At 41.7% G+C, this 18372-nt stretch carries 20 protein-coding genes; 7 read left to right on the top strand and 13 right to left on the bottom strand.

Translation table 11 applies throughout. From position 1 onward, the window contains the following. Nucleotides 1-302: 302 nt before the first annotated feature. Entirely contained in the window at nt 303-509 is a 207-nt protein-coding gene (locus IE339_RS08845) for a DUF3311 domain-containing protein (RefSeq protein ID WP_242175461.1), read from the top strand. After that, the gene (locus IE339_RS08840; protein WP_242175459.1) at nt 506-2005 is read left to right on the top strand and encodes a sodium:solute symporter family protein; all 1500 of its coding nucleotides are present in this window, start codon (nt 506-508) and stop codon (nt 2003-2005) included. Before IE339_RS08845 ends, IE339_RS08840 begins: the two co-directional genes overlap by 4 nt. A gap of 118 nt (nt 2006-2123) precedes the next feature. On the opposite strand, the gene IE339_RS08835 is transcribed toward IE339_RS08840, so the two are convergent. Continuing rightward, nucleotides 2124-2510 (bottom strand): DUF948 domain-containing protein, encoded by a 387-nt coding sequence (locus tag IE339_RS08835; protein ID WP_242175458.1) that lies wholly within the window; start codon nt 2508-2510, stop codon nt 2124-2126. Between the two features lie 244 nt (nt 2511-2754). Here IE339_RS08835 and IE339_RS08830 point away from each other — a divergent pair, with 244 nt between their 5' ends. Both IE339_RS08830 and IE339_RS08825 read left to right on the top strand, forming a co-directional pair. Continuing rightward, a complete protein-coding gene (locus IE339_RS08830; RefSeq protein ID WP_242175457.1) occupies nt 2755-3513 on the top strand; it encodes a threonine/serine exporter family protein in 759 nt (252 codons plus the stop codon). 21 nt (nt 3514-3534) lie between these two features. Next, nucleotides 3535-3978: a threonine/serine exporter family protein gene (locus tag IE339_RS08825; protein ID WP_053402686.1), complete on the top strand. Its 444-nt coding sequence runs from the start codon at nt 3535-3537 to the stop codon at nt 3976-3978. A 40-nt stretch (nt 3979-4018) separates the two neighbouring features. Here IE339_RS08825 and fumC read toward each other — a convergent pair whose 3' ends face one another. Further along, nucleotides 4019-5407, bottom strand: coding sequence for a class II fumarate hydratase (fumC, locus tag IE339_RS08820; RefSeq protein WP_242175456.1), 1389 nt, complete (start codon nt 5405-5407; stop codon nt 4019-4021). Nucleotides 5408-5602: 195 nt separating this feature from the next. Here fumC and IE339_RS08815 point away from each other — a divergent pair, with 195 nt between their 5' ends. Further along, a complete protein-coding gene (locus IE339_RS08815; RefSeq protein WP_242175455.1) occupies nt 5603-6382 on the top strand; it encodes a hypothetical protein in 780 nt (259 codons plus the stop codon). A 4-nt stretch (nt 6383-6386) separates the two neighbouring features. After that, nucleotides 6387-6872 (top strand): hypothetical protein, encoded by a 486-nt coding sequence (locus tag IE339_RS08810; protein ID WP_242175454.1) that lies wholly within the window; start codon nt 6387-6389, stop codon nt 6870-6872. 11 nt (nt 6873-6883) lie between these two features. Here IE339_RS08810 and IE339_RS08805 read toward each other — a convergent pair whose 3' ends face one another. Next, entirely contained in the window at nt 6884-7534 is a 651-nt protein-coding gene (locus tag IE339_RS08805; RefSeq protein WP_242175453.1) for a peroxiredoxin, read from the bottom strand. Nucleotides 7535-7693: 159 nt separating this feature from the next. Between IE339_RS08805 and IE339_RS08800 the strand changes: the two genes are divergently transcribed. Continuing rightward, the gene (locus tag IE339_RS08800; RefSeq protein ID WP_242175452.1) at nt 7694-8749 is read left to right on the top strand and encodes a lactonase family protein; all 1056 of its coding nucleotides are present in this window, start codon (nt 7694-7696) and stop codon (nt 8747-8749) included. 38 nt (nt 8750-8787) lie between these two features. Here IE339_RS08800 and IE339_RS08795 read toward each other — a convergent pair whose 3' ends face one another. The 10 genes from IE339_RS08795 to IE339_RS08750 all read right to left on the bottom strand — a co-directional run bounded on the left by IE339_RS08795 (nt 8788) and on the right by IE339_RS08750 (nt 18363). After that, nucleotides 8788-10458 (bottom strand): long-chain fatty acid--CoA ligase, encoded by a 1671-nt coding sequence (locus IE339_RS08795; protein ID WP_242175451.1) that lies wholly within the window; start codon nt 10456-10458, stop codon nt 8788-8790. A 29-nt stretch (nt 10459-10487) separates the two neighbouring features. Continuing rightward, on the bottom strand, nt 10488-11240 hold the full coding sequence (locus IE339_RS08790; RefSeq protein WP_242175450.1) for an SDR family NAD(P)-dependent oxidoreductase: 753 nt from the start codon (nt 11238-11240) through the stop codon (nt 10488-10490). Nucleotides 11241-11252: 12 nt separating this feature from the next. Beyond that, nucleotides 11253-12998, bottom strand: a complete 1746-nt coding sequence (locus IE339_RS08785) for an acyl-CoA dehydrogenase family protein (RefSeq protein WP_242175449.1) — start codon at nt 12996-12998, stop codon at nt 11253-11255. Beyond that, on the bottom strand, nt 12995-13723 hold the full coding sequence (locus IE339_RS08780) for a 2-phosphosulfolactate phosphatase (protein WP_242175448.1): 729 nt from the start codon (nt 13721-13723) through the stop codon (nt 12995-12997). Before IE339_RS08780 ends, IE339_RS08785 begins: the two co-directional genes overlap by 4 nt. 10 nt (nt 13724-13733) lie before the next feature. After that, nucleotides 13734-14789, bottom strand: a complete 1056-nt coding sequence (locus IE339_RS08775) for a phosphotransferase family protein (protein WP_242175447.1) — start codon at nt 14787-14789, stop codon at nt 13734-13736. Between the two features lie 2 nt (nt 14790-14791). Further along, nucleotides 14792-15217, bottom strand: a complete 426-nt coding sequence (locus tag IE339_RS08770) for an acyl-CoA thioesterase (protein ID WP_242175446.1) — start codon at nt 15215-15217, stop codon at nt 14792-14794. Nucleotides 15218-15228: 11 nt separating this feature from the next. Next, complete coding sequence (locus tag IE339_RS08765) at nt 15229-16008, bottom strand: enoyl-CoA hydratase (RefSeq protein WP_242175445.1); 780 nt, start codon at nt 16006-16008, stop codon at nt 15229-15231. Beyond that, on the bottom strand, nt 16008-16886 hold the full coding sequence (locus IE339_RS08760) for a 3-hydroxyacyl-CoA dehydrogenase family protein (RefSeq protein ID WP_242175444.1): 879 nt from the start codon (nt 16884-16886) through the stop codon (nt 16008-16010). Before IE339_RS08760 ends, IE339_RS08765 begins: the two co-directional genes overlap by 1 nt. Nucleotides 16887-16945: 59 nt before the next feature. Further along, nucleotides 16946-17521: a TetR/AcrR family transcriptional regulator gene (locus IE339_RS08755; RefSeq protein ID WP_242175443.1), complete on the bottom strand. Its 576-nt coding sequence runs from the start codon at nt 17519-17521 to the stop codon at nt 16946-16948. Between the two features lie 68 nt (nt 17522-17589). Further along, on the bottom strand, nt 17590-18363 hold the full coding sequence (locus IE339_RS08750) for an SDR family oxidoreductase (protein ID WP_242175442.1): 774 nt from the start codon (nt 18361-18363) through the stop codon (nt 17590-17592). Nucleotides 18364-18372 lie beyond the last annotated feature (9 nt).

The following is an 18372-nucleotide window of genomic DNA, read 5'->3' as shown; positions in this document are numbered from 1 at the left end:
GTGGTCACAATGCAGTGTTTTAAAGAAGCATTCGCATGTTGTGGTTCATAACTAGTATATGTAAATGATATCCAATAAAAGGATTTATTTCAAGAAAATTCGAACTAATCAAATAAAACAGGCCCGATGATATGGATCGAACAAGACAATAGACCCAACGCAAGCTGTAAACGCTAACATTTACAAACTATTTAAATTAATCAGACTTTTTCGTTATTTTGTATTGTTTTTGTTGAACAATGTTGCTATGATAATAAACATTATGAATCTAGTTATTCTATTTCACATCAGGAGGAACGTATATGAATAAAAAAGTTTTAATTTTCTTACTATTTATTCTACCTTTTGCTCTGCAACTAGGGTTACTACCCATTATGAATCGAATTCATCCAATTATCCTCGGCCTTCCGCTTCTTCACTTTTGGCTATTTGCTTGGATCATTCTTACACCCGTTTGTACATGGGGAATTTATAAAATTCATCAAAAGGAAGGAAGGTTTGAATCATGAAGGGAAATTTAACAGCACTGCTGATCACATCAGGAATTATATTAGTTGTCATCGCCATTGGCTTTTTGGCAGGACGGGACAAAGCGTCTCGGAGTTCTGTTGAAGAGTGGTCGGTCGGCGGAAGACGTTTTGGAGGGCTTCTCGTTTGGCTCTTAGTTGGGGCTGATTTGTATACAGCGTACACCTTTTTAGGACTAACAAGCACCGCGTATACAGGTGGCAGTCTGGCTTTCTTCGCTATTCCGTACTCTGTTTTGGCTTTTGCTATTTCGTATTTCTTTTTACCGAAGCTTTGGAACGTAGCAAACAATTTTAAGTTGACTACGCTCGCAGATTATGCACGAGAACGTTTTGACAGCAAATTGCTTTCAGCGTTAATTGCGGTTGTAGGCGTTTTAATGCTTATTCCATATATTTGCCTTCAACTGAACGGGATTCAAGATACACTGCGCGCAGCTGGAACGGGTTACATAAACGTACAAGTCGTTGTTATCATCTCCTTCTTACTTGTTGCACTCTATACATTCTTTAGCGGTATTAAAGGACCGACTTATACGGCTATTATTAAAGACATTTTAGTTTGGGTGATTATGCTATTTATGGTTGTCTCCCTTCCCATCATGCATTTTGGTAGCTGGGGTTCGATGATGGACACGCTAAGTACAAAAGCACCGCAACTTTTAACGATCCCAACAGATGGACCAAAAGGGATTCCGTGGTTTATTAGTGCCGCTCTTGTTTCATCACTTGCTCTATTTATGTGGGCTCATGCAGCGACAGGCGTCTTCACAGCGAAAAATGCGAACACGCTGAGAAAAAACGCGATCTTTTTGCCTCTTTATAACATCGTCTTAATTTTAGTTATCTTTTTAGGGTTTATCGCCTTCTTGGTGCTACCAAAGGGAACCGACCCACGTTTTGCTCTTTTAACGCTTATTCAAACGTCTTATGGCGGCGTGATGCAAGGTTTAGCGTTCGCAACGATCGCACTCGCTTCCCTTATTCCGTGTTCCATTATGGCAGTCGGAGCATCCAACCTATTTGCTAATAATATTTATCGTGATCTAATTAATCCTTCCGTTCAGGGAAAACGTTTAACAATGATTACGCGTTCAATGGTATTTGTCGTAATCGGCCTTGCACTATTATTTGGACTTCTTTTCCCGACGGCGCTCGTTACGCTACAGTTATTAGGCGTTTCCGGAATGGTCCAGATCTTCCCTGCCATTGTCATCAGCTTGTTTTGGAAGAAACAAACGAGAGAAGCGACAATTATCGGATTGATTGTCGGAGTAGCGACGACATTCACGGTGTATTCAACTGGCCATTCGCTTGGTATTTATGAAGGGTTCTGGGGGCTAAGCGCGAATGTTCTTGCACTCGTTATTTTAAACCCGCTGTTCAAGCAGGCAAAGAAATTTACAAGCAATTCTGTTTGGCGATTTTTATTTAGTCCAGCAAAAGCAGTGGACAATCAAATGCATAAAGGAGCATGAAAAACGAAAGACCATACGAATTGTATGGTCTTTCGTCTATGTGTAGGTATCGGGTTAGGATCACAATAAGGGAAGTATATCCCTTGTGCAAGGAAAGGACGAGAGATGTGTCATCCGTCTATCTCATTTTCGCTTTTCGACGCTTTCCAATTTGTAGCACCTTATCCACAACACGGTCAATTTGATGATAGAAAGGCTCTCCTTGAGGAGCTGGCTTTCCATTGGTCCAAATTTTCTTCATGAGCTTCGGCGTCTCTTTTGAAGACGTGATAATGCCTTGAAACGTTTCTTTCTTATACGCCACATCTTGTTGAATTTTTGATGTCGTCACGCTTAGCTGATTCGTTTCATTTTTGATGGCGTCCACCTTCGCCTGCATGCGAGCAGACGTTTCATTTAAATGATTTAAAGTTGGCTTCAGTTCTTTTAATGATTTGACCGCCACGATACCTAAGTAAATAATTGCAAAAACGATGACGGCAATACTTATGTATACAATGATCATTTGCACTCCTCCTAATCGTTGGACATTGCTTTTCATATACCCTTATTGTATCAAAATTAAAACGATGTTATGAAGAATTACACGAAGGGTATGTTAGTATTGAAGATGTCACAATAATGGCATTTTAAAAAAATCACTTTTACAGCGCTTACATAATAAATTTTCTATTGCATCTACCACCTGTTTTTTTATACACTGAATGCTGGAAGATGAAACATAGTTTTAGACGTTTGGAGCGAATGCGATGCAAGAAAAATTAAACAGATACGACATCATGGATGTGAGCCTTTTAGCAGGTAAGATTATGCTAGAAAGTGGCGCCGAAACATATCGCGTAGAAGATACAATGGAGCGTATCGCTGCTTCATTCGGAATTCCGAAATCGCATAGCTATGTGACGCCTACTGGCATCATGTTCTCCATTGAAACGAAGGAACCAACGAAAACAAAACTCATTCGAATCTCAGAGCGCACAACCGATTTAAAAAAGGTGACGCTGGTCAATAGTATTTCAAGACGAATTAGCCGTGGTGAAATTGAACTTGAAGATGCTTACGAGGCCCTCGAAGAAATTCAATCTTCTACGATGCCTTTTCCTTTTGTTCTTCAAATACTTGCTGCAGCTATTTCGAGCGGCTGTTTTTTAATTATGTTTGAAGGCTCTTGGATTGATTTTGTTCCTGCCATGATTGCAGGCGGCTGCGGATTTATTACTTCTGTATCACTACAGCGTTTAATTCCGATTAAATTTATCTCCGAGTTTGCAGCATCCCTTATACTCGGCGTCATTTCGTTTTTATTTGTCTATGTGGGAATCGGAAGTCAGTTGGATAAAATCATTATTTCTTCTGTCATGCCATTAGTACCTGGGCTTTTAATTACAAATGCTGTACGTGATTTAATGGCTGGACACTTAATATCAGGCCTATCTAAAGGAGCAGAAGCTTTTTTAACGGCATTTGCTATCGGTGCAGGTATTGCAGCTATTTTTACCGTTTTTTAAAGATGTGAGAGGAGGAATCGCATGAGCATAGTCGAACAACTCATTACGAGTTTTATTGCTTCAGCCGCGTTTGTTATTTTATTTAATGTTCCTAAAGAGTCACTTATCAAGTGTGGTTTCGTTGGGATGATTGGCTGGGTTGTTTATTTTTCCATGACGTCATACGGTATGGACCCAGTGATTAGCACTGTTACTGCTTCATTCTTTATCGCCGTTATTAGTCAGCTTTTTGCCAAATACTACAAAACACCGATTATCATTTTTACTGTTGCAGGAATTATCCCTCTCGTACCTGGAGGATTGGCGTATGATGCCATGCGAAACTTCGTACAAAACGATTACAATATGGCAATCGGATTAGCTGCCAAAGCATTTATGATTTCCGGTTCCATCGCGATTGGAATTGTGTTCTCAGAAGTCATTAACCAACTAATACGACGAACAAAACTGAATGCCAGAGCATAAGAAAAACGCAGAAAGCTCTGCGTTTTTTTATTTTTCTCTTTTATTCTTGTGGCGAAATCATCTTTCGTGGATCGACATACGTGTCAAACTCTTCTTCTGAAAGAAGCCCAAGCTTTAACGTTGCCTCTTTTAACGTTGTTCCTTCTTGATGCGCCAACTTGGCGATTTTAGCCGCATTTTCATAGCCAATATGCGAATTAAGAGCCGTTACGAGCATGAGGGAGTTTTTTAAATTATGCTCGATCGTATCATAATTCGGCTGAATTCCAACCGCACATTTGTCATTAAACGAGCGCATCGCATCGCTTAATAATTGAACGGACTGTAAGAAGTTATAAATAATGACGGGCTTAAACACATTCAATTCAAAGTTTCCTTGGCTTGCCGCCACCCCGATCGTCACATCATTTCCTAAAACCTGCGCTGCTACCATAGTGAGGGCTTCACTTTGGGTTGGATTTACCTTACCAGGCATAATACTACTTCCTGGCTCATTGGCCGGAATCGTAATTTCTCCAATTCCACTTCTCGGGCCGCTCGCCAGCCATCTGACGTCGTTCGCTATTTTCATGAGGTCTGCAGCTAATGCTTTTAGCGCTCCATGTGCGTACACAACTTGGTCATGACTCGTGAGCGCGTGAAATTTATTACTAGCAGATGTAAATGGCTTGTTCGTAAACCCACTAATCGATTCCGCAACAAAGTCACCAAACTGAGGATGAGCGTTGATTCCTGTGCCGACGGCTGTTCCGCCAATCGCTAGTTCCTTCATATACTGAACGCTCTCTTGAATCATGTTCTCGCTTTTGATCAGCATATGATGCCAGCCGCTTACTTCCTGTCCGAGTGTTAAAGGCGTCGCATCCTGCAGGTGCGTACGTCCTATTTTAATAATGTCGTGAAACGCATCCATCTTTTCTTCAAATGTTTTTGACAGGACTTGTATCGACGGAAGAAGTTTGTTCTCAATCGCGAGAACACCTGCTACATGAAGAGCAGTCGGAAACGTATCATTTGAACTTTGAGACATGTTGACATCATCATTTGGATGAAGTCGTTCACTGCTCCCCTTTTCCTCTAGAAGCTGATTCCCTCGATTAGCAAGCACCTCATTCATATTCATATTTGACTGTGTCCCACTACCCGTTTGCCAAACAACAAGCGGGAAGTGTTCGTTCCATTTTCCTTCTAATACTTCGTCTGCTGCCTCTGTAATCGCTTCTGCTTTTTCATTGGACAACTTATGAAGCTTTTGATTGCTAATCGCAGCGCCTTTTTTCAAAAGCGCAAAGGCTTGAATTACTTCAAGCGGCATCGTTTCATGGCCGATTGGAAAATTTTCTTTGCTCCGCTGTGTCTGTGCTCCCCACAATTTTTCCTTTGGTACATTTATTTCACCTAACGTATCTCGTTCAACCCGATATTCCATTTTCTCGTCTCCTTTTCTATGTATGCAATTTACATTTATTCTCTCCATTTTATTCCTGCATAGTATCACTTTTTCCTACTGTACAACTTGTTAAACTTGTTATATGCCGATTCTAAAGTTCAAAAGTAAAATGGAATAAAATGAGAATAGAAGAAGATAATAAACACGATTCTTACTTTATTAAAGGACGTTTTTATGAATAATAAACATAAATCTAGACGTACAACTGCTTATGTAAGCTTGCTAGGTACTACGCAAATTCACCTACGAAATCCGTATGTTGTGGCATGGTGGTCAGCAGCCTTTCCTGGATTTGGGCATTTGCTTTTATCAAAATATCTCCGAGGATTTTCCCTGTTTATTTGGGAGGTCGTCGTTAATACACAATCCAACATTAATTTTTCAATGATTTATTCGTTTGAGGGAAAAATACAATTAGCAAAAGACATATTGGATACGCGCTGGCTGCTTATTTATATTCCGGTCTACATTTTTGCTATATGGGATAGTTATCGTACGACCATAGACTTAAACCGCATTTATGTACTCGCTCAGCATGAGAATAATAATTTTTCACCTTTTAAAATTGGGGCCATGGAAATTAACTATTTAGACAAACGATCTCCTCTCGTTGCCTTCATGTGGTCACTTTTCGCCCCAGGGTTGGGACAGCTATACGTACATCGAATCGTAACGGCTTTCTTCGTCATTGTATGGTCTGTTGTCTTCTTTTATTATTCGCATGCGTTAGAAGCCATTGTTTTGCTTTTTCAAGGCGATATTCAGCGCTCAACGGACGCAATTCGTGGTGAATGGCTTCTTTTCTTTCCCTCACTCTATGGCTTTGCTGCATTTGATGCGTACATGAATACGATTGAAAATAATAAACTGTTTGAAATTGAGCAGCGTCATTATTTAAGAGCGAACTATCAATGCTCCTCTTTCAAGGTTAAAACATCACGAAAAAAGGAGTAAGCACATGCAAATTTTTTCTACTTTCGAGCATTCTAGCTTTTTGGAGTTAGCGATTGCATCACTTGAAGAACGAGGCGTTCACTCATACGACATTTTTGCCGTCCCTCTCAACACTCGAAAACGTGAACGGAAGATATTCGACACCATTCACTACGCAGATGGTCTTTCTTTAGTCGATTTAGCAATGGGGTTAGCCACCGCTCTTAGCGTAATCGGAGCGAGCATAGGGTTCAAATTAGCATGGGGTCCTATTTATTGGGGGTTAATTGGAGCTGCTACTGGATTTATAATCGGGTTAGGAATAAAGTGGGGATACTTTAAGCTCTTTAAGGGCTCAAAAGGTGGGAGCTCGTCAAAACCGACAGAAGTGATTTTAATTATTGATTGCTCTGAAAAAATAGCGGAACAGGTGGAGCAAATTTTGTGGGATCATCTTGCTCTCGGAGTCGCTGTGATTAATGGGGAAGAGAACAAAAAGGACAGCCCTTAAGCTGCCCTTAGTCATAGTATCTTTTTCCCTACGTACCAATCAATTTGTTCAATGTCTTCGTCACTCGCCCTTCCCATGTCATCTTGAGTTTTAGGTGGGGCTACTAATACTTTGTCACCAGGCTCCCAATTAGCAGGCGTGTAGACGTCGTGCATCTGTGCCGTTTGCAATGCTTGTACGAGACGAACCAACTCTTTCATATTTCGTCCTGTGCTGATGGGATAATACATGATGGAACGGATCACATGTTCTTGATCAAGAATAAACACCGCACGAGTGGTTTCAGTGTGACTCTCACCAGGCATAATCATTCCATACTTCGTTGCCACGCTTTGATCTTTGTCGGCGATAATCGGGTATTCTACGCTCGTATTAAAGCTTTGTTCAATGCCCCGAAGCCAAGCGAGATGAGCAGATAAACTATCAACGCTTAAGCCTAATAATTCGACGCCATAGTCTTTTAAAAGAGGATAAATCTCCTGGAAACCAACGAGCTCTGTTGCACAAACGGGCGAAAAAGAACTCGGATGCGAAAATAAAATAAGCCACTTCCCACGATAGTCTTCGAGCATTAGTTTCCCTTTGGTTGTTACGGCTTCAAAGCTTGGTGCCTTATCACCAACCCTTGGAATGGCAATGGTTTCAGTCACTTCTTCGAACATGTTCGTATTCCTCCTAAATATGATGTATCTAGTTTACCCGGTTGTAAAAGAGGTAAACTATTACCTGAAGGGACGAGTGAGGAAAGTCTGTCCTTTATGTGGATTTATGCAATTATGCTATAATGAAAGCGATATAACCCGAAAAAGGAGCATCTGTACATGGCAAAAAACACATTTATTGGCTACGTTGGTACTTATACGAGAGGTGATAGTGAAGGGATTTATACCTTTTCACTAGATACAGCTGAAAAACGTTTAAGTCAAACAGCTCTAGCAGCAGAAATTGAAAACCCTACATATTTAGCAATTACAAAAGACAATAAGTCTCTCTATTCTGTCAAAAAAGACGGGGACCTAGGCGGAGTTGCTTCATTTGAAGTAAACCCTGAAACAGGAGACCTTTCGTATTTAAATCATCGCTTGCTTGAAGGCCCCCCTCCCTGTCATGTCAGCGTAGATAAGGAATTTGCAACTGTTCTCGCGACAAATTATCATCGTGGATCTGTTGAAACCTTTATCGTTGATCAACAGGATCGTTCATTAGAAGAAGCGATTTCCGTTGTTAGACACGAAGGATCAGGTCTTGATCCCGAGCGTCAAGAAAAAGCCCATACCCATTATGCAGGCTTTACGCCTGATCAGAAGTTTGTCGTAGCGGTCGATCTTGGAATCGATAAAATCCTTACGTACAAGCTAAATGATGGAAAGCTTACGCAAGTTCATAGCTTAACAGTAAAAGCAGGAAGCGGACCAAGACACCTTGTCTTCCATCCAAATCGAAAATGGGCATATGTCATGACAGAGTTAAGCTCTGAAGTTATTGTCCTTGCTTATAACGAAAAAAATGGTAGCTTTGAAGAAATTCAATACCTTTCCACCCTGCCAGAAGGATTTACGGAAAACAACCAAGGAAGTGCGATTCACATCTCTTCTGATGGTCGCTACCTTTATGCAGGAAACCGCGGTCATAACAGCATTGCTCTATTCTGGATTAACCAGGCGAGCGGGCAGCTTGACTTTGTTGAACATACGTCAACAGAAGGAAACTGGCCACGTGATTTTGTTTTAGATCCGTCTGAAAACTTCGTAGTGGCGTCTAACCAAGAGTCAAATAACCTGGTTTTATTTTCTCGTGACGTAGAAAGTGGAAAATTAACTCTTCTACAGTCCGTTCCGGTTCCGGAGCCAGTTTGTGTAAAATTCTTACACGCATAATAAAAAAAACAGAGGGAACCCCCTCTGTTTTTTCTATGTTAATACGTCACTTCATCTTTTGTTTCTTCTTCCTGTAGCTGTCGCCATAGGATTTTCCCACTTGAGGTCGTTGGTAACGTATCCCTAAATTCAACAATGCGTGGGTATTTATACGCCGCCATTTGATTCTTCGCCCATTCGATGATTTCGTCTTCTGTCACGTTTCCTTTCGCTTCATCCTGCAAAATAACAAACGCCTTTACAGTTTCCCCGCGGTGCGCATCAGGAGCGCCAATTACACATGCCTGCTGAATTGCGGGATGTTTATAGAGCGTATTTTCTACTTCAGACGGCCATACCTTGAACCCGGACGCATTAATCATTCGTTTCACTCGGTCAACCATAAAATAATACCCTTCATGATCGCGTCTTCCAATATCCCCCGTTCTAAAGAAGGACTTTCCGTCTAACTCGATGAACGAGTATTTGGTTTCATCAGGGCGGTTGTAGTACCCTTTAAATACTTGAGGGCCTCGTACGATAATCTCACCTTCCTCGTTATCACCTAGCTCTTTTAAAGAAATAGGGTCAATTACACGAGCATCCACATCAAATACCGGTATGCCTAAACACTGTAACTTCGTATGATCAGGCGGATTGAGGTGGGTTTGCGCAATTGTTTCTGATAATCCGTATCCCTCTAAAAACTGAATGCCCGTCATCTGAAATAACTTCTGACCTACTGCTTCAGGTAAAGGAGCTCCTCCACCTGTAATATTCACAAGCGAGCTTAAATCGTCTTTTAGTAACTGCTTATTTGAAAGAAAATCAATAAGCATCGTACTAATGGTCACCCAATGCGTGACTTTATTTGTTTTAATGATGTGCTTTGCATATTCACGATTCCACCGCGTCATAATGACCATCGATGCCCCCGCATAGATCGGGACAAGCATACTGTTCGTCATCCCTGTCACATGAAAGAGCGGTAACGTCTGAAGGCTCAGTGAATTTGACGTAATGTTAATCCAGTGATAGCCTCCAATTACGTTTGCTTGTACGGTGCGATGTGTATGCATACATCCTTTCGGAAGACCTGTTGTTCCCGATGTATATGGGAGAACGGCTAAATCATCCGGTGAACCTTCATCTTTTTTTGGTAAACACCCTGCTTGAAGAACATTTCCCCATGTATAGACGCCTTTTTCATTGAATGGAATAGCTGCCATCGCTACTTCTTTCGGTAGGTCTTCAAAGTCTGGTTTCTCCGGCAAATAGTGCGAATAAGCACCCACAATAGCCGCATCAAGATGTGAATGCAGGAGCGGTTTCACTCTTGGCCAGAGCTCTTGTCCGACAATCGCATGCTTCATGCTGCAGTCCGTCATGTAAAACGCGAGCTCTTCTGTCGTATTCATCGTATTAATCGGCACTACGACCGCATTTGCTCGTAAAATAGCAAAATAGCTAATGACGAATTGAGGAGAGTTTTGCATATAAAGGAGAACACGGTCCCCTTTTTTTACGTGTAACGTATGTTGAAGAAACCCCGCTACTTTGTCAACTTCCTCAAGAAGCTGCTGATACGTATAAGAAGCACCATAATAGTAGATGGCTTCGTTGTGTGGATAACGCTTTGCAGCGACTACTAAATTATCATACAATGTTGTCTCAGGAATACTAAGCGATGTTGAAAGTCGTTTTGGCCAATACGCAAAATGGTTTACCATATAGGAAACACTCCTTTTAAAAATTGGACTTAAACAATTAACCAACCACCATCTACTAATAAATCAGTTCCTGTCATATAGGAAGCATCTGTGGATGCTGCAAAAGCGATCACTTTTGCAATTTCCTCAGGCTTTCCAACGCGCTGTAAAGCCGTATTTCGTTCAATCGATGATTTAAAGCGTTCGTTTTGCAGGCCGTCTTCTGTAAGCGGCGTTTCCACAAAGCCAGGCGAAACAGAATTCACGCGAATTTTATACGGTGCCAGTTCAAAGGCGAGTGCTCGTGTAAAATTCATGACCGCTGCCTTTGCCGCACTATAGTGTGGGATGTGAGCTCCCGCTTTGTGACCCGATAAGGAGGAGACGTTCACAATTGCTCGGTCGTTCTCTGCTCTTTCTCGATCTGCCATTACATTTCCAAGTATCTTGGAGACGAGAAACACGCTTTTTAAATTAATATCTTGCACATAGTCCCACTCACTGCTTGATAGGTTCAAAATTTTACCTTGCGCTGATCCTCCAGCATTATTAATCAGAATATCTAACTTTCCGTACGTTTCTTTCACATAAGAAGCGAGATTTTCTACATCCGACTCTGACGTAACATCAGCCGGAAAAACGTCTCCATTCCCTTCTAGAAGGGCCGCTGTTTCCTCTAATTTTTCCTTTGTACGCCCGACTAACACAACTTTCGCTCCCTGCTTTCCTAACTCAACCGCTGTGGCTCGGCCAATTCCACTACCTGCACCCGTAATGACCGTTACTTTGTTTTCAAAGCGCATGTTTCTTCCTCCTTAGCACGTGTAGTGGTTCGCTTCGTATTGAGCCGCAGCAATGTTACGATTTACCGTAATCATATCTTGAAGCTCTACTTTACCAATCGTTTCACGGAAAAGACGGAGTAACTCTTTCTTATCCTTTCCTTTCGCTAAATCATTTACAAGACGTCTTGATAACCCATCTACCTCTACTATCGTTTGTTCCATAAGGGCAGTTGCTAAATAGGTTTTGAGCTCAGAAGAAGGCGCCTTCTCTGTGCGTAACCAAGCCGATTCAGTTGCATAAAGCGCAATGGCCATATTTGATAGATTCATTAATACTTCCTGCTCTTGTACAAGACGCTCTCCAAGTGTTTGATGAGCTAACCCTGCACAAATTAAAAAGACGTCTCGCAGTAGTGCGACCTTGTCTTTCATTGGCATTTCTAAGTCATTCGCTGCTTCTTCTCGCAAATGATTAAATGCTTCTTGAATGACACTCTCTAACTGAAGTTCACCTTTTTGAACTTTTCGGAAGAGATGTGTTGGAAGTAAAAGACGATTAATTTCATTCGTTCCTTCAAAGATACGGTTAATACGCGAATCCCGGTACATTTGTTCAACTGGATACTCATTTATAAATCCTGCCCCGCCATGTAGTTGAAGTGCTTCATCTACTACATAATCGAGCGTTTCAGATCCATATACTTTACACACAGAGCATTCAATCGCGTATTCACTGAGCGCCTTGGCAACTTGCTTTTGGTCATCAGACGTATATAAATCACCAAGCACACCTTCTAGTAAACCAGCTGTGCGATATTGCAGTGATTCCGCCGCATAAATACGCGTCGCCATTTTCGCTACCTTTTCCTTCGTAGCCGCAAAGTCTGCAATCGATTGACCAAACTGCTGACGTTCTGTCGTAAATTTGAGAGCTGTTTCTAACGCATACTTGGATGCCCCCATGCAGGCCGACCCTAGATTAAAGCGTCCTAAGTTCAGCACATTCAGCGCAATATGATGTCCCTTTCCAATTTCCCCAAGCACGTTCTCGACCGGAACGAGACAGTCTTCTAGAATGACAGAGCGTGTCGACGATCCTTTAATCCCCATTTTCTTTTCTTCTGGACCGAGCGATAGTCCCGGGAAATTTTTCTCTACGATAAATGCGGTAAAGTGTTTTCCGTCTACTTTTCCATACACGATGAACGTATCTGAAAATACCGCATTCGTAATATAAATTTTCGTTCCATTTAATACATAGTGAGTTCCTTCTTCATTTAAAACAGCGGTTGTTTTGGCTGCTAGCGCATCTGATCCTGCACTAGGCTCCGTGAGGCAATAAGCACCTAGATATTCGCCGCTTGCAAGCTTTGGTAAGTAGGTTTTCTTTTGTTCAGGGGTTCCAAAGTAGGTAATAGGCAATGTGGCAATGCATGTATGATTGGAGTGAGCAACACCATATCCGCTCGTACGGCCAATTACTTCACCGACGAGACCCTTACTAATCTTGTCTAAGCCAAGACCTCCGTATTCTTCTGGTATGCTGTGTGCCAAAAGACCAAGGTCTCCTCCCTTTCGTAGCAGCGATACAATAAGATCAATATTTTGTGCTTCAATCTGCTTTTTATGAGGATCTACTTCTTTTTCAATAAATTGTTTGGCCGTTTGAGCAATCATTTTGTGCTCATCCGTAAAATCTTCTGGGGTAAAAATATCTGTGGATTCTGTTCCTGCATATAAAAAATGACCACCTGCTACATTTGACTTCGTCTTCATTTCATTCTCTCCTTTGCCGCAATAATTTTTTCACCATCGAATATCGGCACGATGGGGTACTTATTAAGTTCAGCAATTTCATGAATTTCCTCTTCAAAGCCATAATTCATTAGCATCTGTCCAACTCTTGAGCGAGATAAAATGGTTTCCTTTTGTTCCTTCATTTCTTCATAAAATAGTAATGAAGCAAGAGCAGCATCTGTTAGTTCGGCGCTTTCACACAACATGTTTAGTGATTTCACTATGTAACCAGCCCCTAAAAAATCCTCCAAGCAAAAATGATCAGAAGATCCTGAACATACAACAAGAATTGTATCCTCTGAATGGAGCATGGCGATTTTTTTCGCTACTTCTTCTCCATTTAGCAGAGACGCCACGTACACACATTTGGCATGGCGACTTTTTCGAACGGCTACCGTCCCATTTGTCGTAGATAAAATAATTCCGTTTCCGCTTACCTTCTTTTTTAATAGGGTTGGGTTTGGGTCTAGAAAGCCTTCAATCGTCTTTCCTTCGTATTCCCCTACTAATAGAGCATTTGGATAAGACACAAATGTTTCTTTCGCCTCTCGCTCATTGAGAACAGGAATAACATACGTTGCTCCCTCCGCTAACGCTGCTGTAATGGTGGAGGTTGCTAGTAATATATCTAGCACCACCACCACTTTTCCTTCCGTCATAATCGGGTTAATTTCTTCTTTTTTTAATAGCACGTGTATTTTCATAGATGTTTCCTCATTTTCGTATACTCGTTTCTAACGCATGTCCAATTAATGTGCGGACAAAGGTTCCAAAGTGCTCAAACCGCTTGTCATTTGTCTGCCCTTTTTTATAGCGGTAATAGATTTGCTGACAAATGACCGCAAGCTTAAAGTAAGCAAACGTTTCATAGTAGGCAATATTTGACACGTCCCGGTTGCTTTTCTTTGCATAGCGTTCAATAAATTCACTTCGTGAGTAAAAACCGTCTCTTACCGTTACAGGCGGTTTACCGAACCCTTTTTTGAGCATCGGTGGGTCACTGTCCTCCATCCAATAGCCAAGTACCACGCCTAAGTCTGCAAGCGGATCTCCAACGGTCGCCATCTCCCAATCAAAGACGCCCGTCATTTCGTTTAGATCTGGTGTAAACAGCACGTTATTTAACTTGTAATCATAGTGAATAACGGTCGCCTCGCTGTTGGCAGGAATGCGTGATGAAAGCCATTTTACGAGCATATCTACCTCGTTAATCTCATCGGTTTTTGATCGCTCGTAGCGCTGAATCCAACCGTGAACCTGTCTTTCCATAAAGCCGTCTGGTTTGCTTATATTCACAAGCTCTGTTTTTTTATAATCCACTTCATGTAAGGAAACAAGCGTATCCACCATTAATTCAGATACGTGTTGATTAATACGAATGCTCTCCTCAACGGTAGCGGGAAATTCGGTATCAAGCGTTACGCCATACTTACGTTCCATGATAAAAAATGGCGCTCCTACAACCGAAGCATTATCTGAGAATATATATGGCTTTGGAACGTATGGAAAAAGTGAGTGAAGAGAATGTAGAATTCGGTATTCTCTCTCCATATCATGAGCCTTAGGTGCAACAGGACCTAGTGGAGGGCGGCGAAGAACAGCTTCCCACTCTCCTATTTTCAACGTGTACGTTAAATTCGAAGCCCCTGTTCCGAATTGCTCAATCACTAGGGGCCCAGAAGAAGGAAGAGATAAATGTTCATGCAAAAATTGTTCTAACTTTTTCGTATCTAATTCCTCACCTTTTCGTACAGGGATAATCTGCGCCATTCTTACACACCCTTTTCTAACGGTTCGTCCTCATAATCATAGCGAGCAAGCATTTGTCTTAACCCTTCTGGAATACGTTCACTTTTTTGATGAATAAAATTAAAATACACGACAATCGCCTGTCCATCGGCAAGCACCTCACCCGTCTCTTCCCTTCGAATGACGTGGTGAAGATTCATGCTCGTATTTCCAATATTTTTGACCGTCGTTTCTATCGTAATTTTTTCATCAAAGTACGTCTGACCTCGAAAATTACACTGTGTTGAAGCCAAGATATAGTGCCAATTTGAAGCAGAATCTGCAAAGCCAAGGGTTTTAAAAAAATCAATGCGTGCTTCCTCAAAGTAAATGAAATAGCTAATATTATTGATATGACCTAGCGCATCTGTTTCTTGCAATCTAGTCGTAATGGACGTGAGATGCTTCATACATACCCTCCTTATTTGTGAGAGAACACCGGTTGACGCTTTTCAATAAATGCTGATACGCCTTCTTTAATATCATCTGTTTGAAACACTTCTTCAAACAGTTCCACTTCACGCTGTAATCCTTCCTTCAAAGGTACGCCAAGTCCATCGTCTACAGCTTTTTTGATACGTGATAGAGACTGTAGGGAATGACGCGTAATTTTACTCGCCAATGCTTTTGCTTTGCCGACTGCTTCACCTGTTCCTACCACGTAGTTGACCAACCCTACTCTTAGCGCTTCCTCTGCCGTAATTGGCTCACCCGTATACATCATTTCCTTCGCCTTTGCCTCTCCAACCACACGAGGGAGACGCTGTGTTCCACCCGCTCCCGGAAACAGTCCTAGCTTCACTTCAGGAACGCAAAGCAGGGCGTGCTCTTCTGCAATACGCATATCACATGTCAAAGCAAGTTCTAGTCCGCCGCCAAATGCCATTCCATTTAGCGCAACGATCGTTGGCTTACGAAAGTCATCAATTCGATTCAACACCGCGTGCGTTTCTTCAAATGAAGCCCGTGCATGCGGATGACCCATTAATTGTGGAAATTCCTTAATATCTGCTCCTGCGACGAACGCTTTTTGTCCTTGCCCGGTTAATAATACTGCTACCACTTCTTCATTTGTCTCAAGTTCTTGAAACGCCTGATCTAACTCCTCAATTACTTGCTTACTCATAACGTTTAACGGTGGATTCTGAATCGTAACAATTCCTAAACGATTTTCAACTTCTACTTTCACTAATAAGCGCACTAGTTTTTCACTCCTTCTTTTTTATACTCGTACCAGCCTTTTCCTGTTTTTCGGCCAAGTTCACCTGCTTTTACTTTTTCTTCAATACACGCAGCCGGCTTGTCTAACGGATCGTTTGTTTCAGCATAACGCTGTTGCATAACGAAATAGCCTACATCGATTCCAGATAAATCCATTAGCTCAAACGGTCCAATCGGGTGATTTAGCGCTTTTCGGCAGATCGTATCAATATCCTCAAAGCTCGCATAGCCATTTTCATATAAATACACGGCTTCACGTTGCAAAGCACCTAAAATACGGTTGGCAATGAATCCAGATATTTCTTTTTGTAATAACACCGCTGTGCGATTAATGTTTTTCGACACTTCCATTGTTTTTGCAGCCGTTTCATCAGACGTTTGTTCGCTTTTTACGACTTCTACGCAATCCATGACCAGTGGGGGGAAAAAGAAATGCATATTTACCACTTTATCAGGGCGTGTCGTAGCCTCTGCAATAAGGGAGTTCACAATCGTTGAGCTATTTGAGGCGAGAATAGCATGCGAAGGCGCTAGCTCATCAAGCTTTTGGAACACTTCCCTCTTCACATCTAGCTTCTCCACCACTGCTTCAATCACAAAGTCAGCTTGCTTCACGGCTTTTTCAAGGCTCGTCTGAAATGAAAGGCGGGAAAACGCAGCTGCTTTTTCATCTTCAGATAACTTGTTTTTTAATACCCATTTGTTCATAATGGTTTGCAAGCTTGCCTCCGCTTTTTCTAAAGCGCTTTCATTTACATCTTGAATAATCGTTTCATAGCCACCAAGTGCGCAAAGCATCCCAATTTGATGCCCCATTTGTCCTGCTCCTACTACACCAATACGTTCAATTGTACTCATTGTCTCCCATCCCTTCGTTTAACTAACCAGTTAGTATGTGAAAGTCACGCATTCCTTCTTTATGAAGGAACGCTACTCTCAATTCCTTCTAATATGAGCTTTAGAAAGACTGTCGAAACCCCCTCTTCATTTAAGCGACCTCCTGGTTCAAACCAAAAATAGCTCCAGTTGGTCATTCCGAGAATGGCTAGCGTTGTGACGGATACGTCAAGATCCTGTTTGAACTCGCCTGCCCTTACGCCTTCTTCAAGAACTGTTTGAAAATGAAGTCGAAACTCGTCCCGCTTTTGAACAATTTTCTCCAGATTTTCGTCCTTAAGGTGCTTCATTTCGCGAAAAAACACTTTGGCACTTAAGCCTTCTCTTTCAATGCCTTGAATCGTGATATACACGAGATCATAAAGCTTTGTTTTCCATTGTTTCGATGAATCTTGCAAAATGTCCTTCTGCTTCTCTAACAATTTATTAATATAGTGAAGATGAATTTCCATCAGCACTTCTTCTTTACTTGTGAAATAGTAATAAAACGTTCCTTTTGTTACTTCTAGGGCGTCTACAATGTCTTGAATAGACGTTTCTTTAAAACCTTTCTCTCCAAATAACATAATACTCTTTTCGAAAATTCTGTCTTTCATTCTGATAGCCTCACTCATCTAGTCATTTGTCTACTAGTATATCATATGACTATTAATTGAAAGAGCACTTAAAGCGCATGAGTCCCTCCGTCCACTACAAGCGTATGACCCGTGATAAAATCAGAAGCCTTTGAAGCAAGAAAGACCGCTGCACCTTTTAAATCATCGTCTCCACCAAAACGCTTAAGTGGCGTCATATTAAGGAAATAGTCTTTTCCATGTTCCATAATGACATGAGACATTTTCGTTGGGAAAAATCCTGGCGCAATTGCATTCACTTGAATGTTTGCTTCCCCCCATTTAACCGCTAAATCTTTCGTAAAGGTAATAACAGCTCCTTTGCTCGTATTGTAAGCAATCGTATCCATATAGCGCGGATCTGTTCCCGAAAGGCCTGCAATAGAAGCAATATTAATAATTTTCCCTGACTTTTGCTTTAGCATATGCTTTCCTACCGCTTGACTCATCAAAAAGGTTCCCGTTACGTTTACGCTCATGACTTTCTCCCATGCTTGGAGTGGCATGTCCGCTACAGGAGCTCCCCACGTAGCACCGCTATTGTTTACCAATATATCAATGGTACCAAATTTAGCGACAATTTCTGCGACGGCTTCGTTTACTTCGTCTGGATTTGAAACGTCACAGCGGATTGCCATAGTCTCTACACCCATTTTTCCTAGCTCTTCTGCTACTTGCTGACAGGCTTCTATGTTTCGTGAACACACGACTACGTTTGCACCGGCCTCTGCCAGTGCCTGAGCCATTTGAGCCCCAATTCCACGACCTCCACCTGTAACAACGGCCGTTTTTCCCTTTAAATCAAATAAGGTCTGCACGTGCATCTCTTATTC

Source organism: Priestia koreensis (genome assembly GCF_022646885.1).
GTDB classification, from domain to species: Bacteria; Bacillota; Bacilli; order Bacillales; family Bacillaceae_H; genus Bacillus_AG; species Bacillus_AG koreensis_A.
Note: the sequence above shows the minus strand (reverse complement) of the source record. Positions and strands in the feature narration are given on the sequence as shown.

Excerpts from the sequence above, each read along its gene's own strand:
- IE339_RS08835 (WP_242175458.1), bottom strand. The coding sequence starts at position 2,510 with ATGATCATTGTATACATAAGTATTGCCGTCATCGTTTTTGCAATTATT.
- IE339_RS08815 (WP_242175455.1), top strand. The coding sequence starts at position 5,603 with ATGAATAATAAACATAAATCTAGACGTACAACTGCTTATGTAAGCTTG.
- IE339_RS08790 (WP_242175450.1), bottom strand. The coding sequence starts at position 11,240 with ATGCGCTTTGAAAACAAAGTAACGGTCATTACGGGTGCAGGTAGTGGA.
- IE339_RS08775 (WP_242175447.1), bottom strand. The coding sequence starts at position 14,789 with ATGGCGCAGATTATCCCTGTACGAAAAGGTGAGGAATTAGATACGAAA.
- IE339_RS08760 (WP_242175444.1), bottom strand. The coding sequence starts at position 16,886 with ATGAGTACAATTGAACGTATTGGTGTAGTAGGAGCAGGACAAATGGGG.
- IE339_RS08785 (WP_242175449.1), bottom strand. The coding sequence starts at position 12,998 with ATGAAGACGAAGTCAAATGTAGCAGGTGGTCATTTTTTATATGCAGGA.
- IE339_RS08800 (WP_242175452.1), top strand. The coding sequence starts at position 7,694 with ATGGCAAAAAACACATTTATTGGCTACGTTGGTACTTATACGAGAGGT.
- IE339_RS08780 (WP_242175448.1), bottom strand. The coding sequence starts at position 13,723 with ATGAAAATACACGTGCTATTAAAAAAAGAAGAAATTAACCCGATTATG.
- IE339_RS08750 (WP_242175442.1), bottom strand. The coding sequence starts at position 18,363 with ATGCACGTGCAGACCTTATTTGATTTAAAGGGAAAAACGGCCGTTGTT.
- IE339_RS08840 (WP_242175459.1), top strand. The coding sequence starts at position 506 with ATGAAGGGAAATTTAACAGCACTGCTGATCACATCAGGAATTATATTA.
- IE339_RS08770 (WP_242175446.1), bottom strand. The coding sequence starts at position 15,217 with ATGAAGCATCTCACGTCCATTACGACTAGATTGCAAGAAACAGATGCG.
- IE339_RS08825 (WP_053402686.1), top strand. The coding sequence starts at position 3,535 with ATGAGCATAGTCGAACAACTCATTACGAGTTTTATTGCTTCAGCCGCG.
- IE339_RS08755 (WP_242175443.1), bottom strand. The coding sequence starts at position 17,521 with ATGAAAGACAGAATTTTCGAAAAGAGTATTATGTTATTTGGAGAGAAA.
- IE339_RS08805 (WP_242175453.1), bottom strand. The coding sequence starts at position 7,534 with ATGTTCGAAGAAGTGACTGAAACCATTGCCATTCCAAGGGTTGGTGAT.
- IE339_RS08830 (WP_242175457.1), top strand. The coding sequence starts at position 2,755 with ATGCAAGAAAAATTAAACAGATACGACATCATGGATGTGAGCCTTTTA.
- IE339_RS08845 (WP_242175461.1), top strand. The coding sequence starts at position 303 with ATGAATAAAAAAGTTTTAATTTTCTTACTATTTATTCTACCTTTTGCT.
- IE339_RS08810 (WP_242175454.1), top strand. The coding sequence starts at position 6,387 with ATGCAAATTTTTTCTACTTTCGAGCATTCTAGCTTTTTGGAGTTAGCG.
- fumC (WP_242175456.1), bottom strand. The coding sequence starts at position 5,407 with ATGGAATATCGGGTTGAACGAGATACGTTAGGTGAAATAAATGTACCA.
- IE339_RS08795 (WP_242175451.1), bottom strand. The coding sequence starts at position 10,458 with ATGGTAAACCATTTTGCGTATTGGCCAAAACGACTTTCAACATCGCTT.